Below are 1,753 nucleotides of genomic sequence, written 5' to 3'. Positions count from 1 at the left end.
AGGGCTTGCCGGGAAACAAGTCGTGGCTTCCGGCTGTGGGACTCGTTGTTCTGGTATGGGGAGAGCGGAGGGGATCGAGGACGTCCTGGCGGTGAAGTTCCAGGCGTTGTTGCCGCATCTGGACGAGCGGCAGCGTCGGCTGGCCATAGGGGCGGAAGCGCTGTCGCTGGGGCATGGTGGGATCAGGCTCGTCGCTGCCGCGGCCGGGGTTCGAGAGGGCACGGTCTCGCGCGGTGCGGCTGAAGTGGAGTCTGGTCAGGTTCTGGTGGGGCGGGTCCGTCGTTCTGGTGGGGGCCGGAAGAGGGCTGTGGACCTTGATCCGGGGCTGCGGCCGGCGCTGCTTGCGCTGGTCGAGCCCGACGAGCGGGGCGATCCCATGTCACCGCTGCGCTGGACGACGAAGTCGACCCGGAAGCTGGCAGCGGCGCTGACCCGGCAGGGCCACCGGGTCTCCGCCGACACGGTCGCCGGCCTGCTGCGGGAGGAAGGCTTCAGTCTGCAGGCCAACGCCAAGACCATCGAAGGTGCCCAGCACCCCGACAGGGACGCCCAGTTCCGCTACCTCAACGAGCAGGCACGAGACCACAGGGACGCCGGTGACCCGGTGATCAGCGTGGACAGCAAGAAGAAGGAACTGATCGGCGACTACAAAAACGCCGGGCACGAATGGCAGCCCGCAGGGCAGCCTGTGAGGGTCAAGACACACGACTTCCCCGGCCAGGCCGAGAAGGCGATTCCGTACGGAATCTATGACACGGCGGCGAACACCGGCTGGGTCAGCATCGGCACCGATCACGACACCGCGGCGTTCGCCGTCGCCTCGATCCGGCGCTGGTGGCAGGCCCGCGGCCGACACGACTACCCCCGCGCCCGTCGGCTGCTGATCACCGCCGATGGCGGGGGCTCCAACGGCTACCGCACCCGCGGCTGGAAGACCCAGCTCGCCGACCTCGCTGCCGAGACCGGCCTTGAGATCACGGTGTGTCACCTTCCGCCCGGCACCTCGAAGTGGAACAAGATCGAGCACCGGCTGTTCTCCCACATCACCATGAACTGGCGAGGCAGACCCCTGACCAGCCACGAAGTCATGCTCCAAACCATCGCCGCGACCACCAGCCGCACCGGCCTCACCGTGCATGCCGAACTCGACAGCGGCGAGTACCCCACCGGCATCCGCATCAGCGACGACGAGATCGCCGCCCTGCCCATCACCCGCCATCGCTTCCACGGCGACTGGAACTACACCCTCCACCCCCAGCATCCGACAGACGCTGCGACCACCGGCAGCACACCTGACGAGGCCCCGACGGACAGACCGACTCGCCTCACGCGGCACTCGCTCCAGGACCCGGAACTGACCGGGATGACCCGCCGGCAGCTCAGCGAACTCATCGACCTGATGACTCCAGCGATGGAGGTTCAACGCGAGCAAATGCTCCGCACACGTCGAGGTCACGAGCGCCTGGTGGCCCCTGGCGCAGGTGCCAAAGCCAAACTCACCTCAGCCGACCGGGTCCTGGTCACAGTGCTCCACCTGCGAAAACTCGCGACCCTGGACCTCCTGGGTCAGCTCTTCAACACCACCGCCATGACCATCAGCCGCGCAGCGAAAGACGTCCGCCCACTCCTGGAAGCCCATGGTGTCCACCTCCCCGCCTCAACAGCCCGATTCCGCACACGGGAAGACATCGCCAGGTTCCTCAACTCCGACAAAATCAAGATCAAACCGACGTGTTGATTCCCGGCAAGCCCT

At 66.7% G+C, this 1,753-nt stretch carries 1 protein-coding gene; it reads left to right on the top strand.

Annotated elements, in window-relative coordinates:
* The first annotated feature begins 55 nt into the window (after nucleotides 1-55).
* Nucleotides 56-1,738: an ISAzo13 family transposase gene (locus tag ACFCY7_RS40455; protein ID WP_376491079.1), complete on the top strand. Its 1,683-nt coding sequence runs from the start codon at nucleotides 56-58 to the stop codon at nucleotides 1,736-1,738.
* Nucleotides 1,739-1,753 lie beyond the last annotated feature (15 nt).

The sequence above is a fragment of the Streptomyces sp. NPDC056361 genome (assembly GCF_042262805.1).
Taxonomy (GTDB): Bacteria; Actinomycetota; Actinomycetes; order Streptomycetales; family Streptomycetaceae; genus Streptomyces.
The sequence above is the reverse complement of the archived record's forward strand: the minus strand, read 5'-3'. Positions and strand labels throughout refer to the sequence as shown.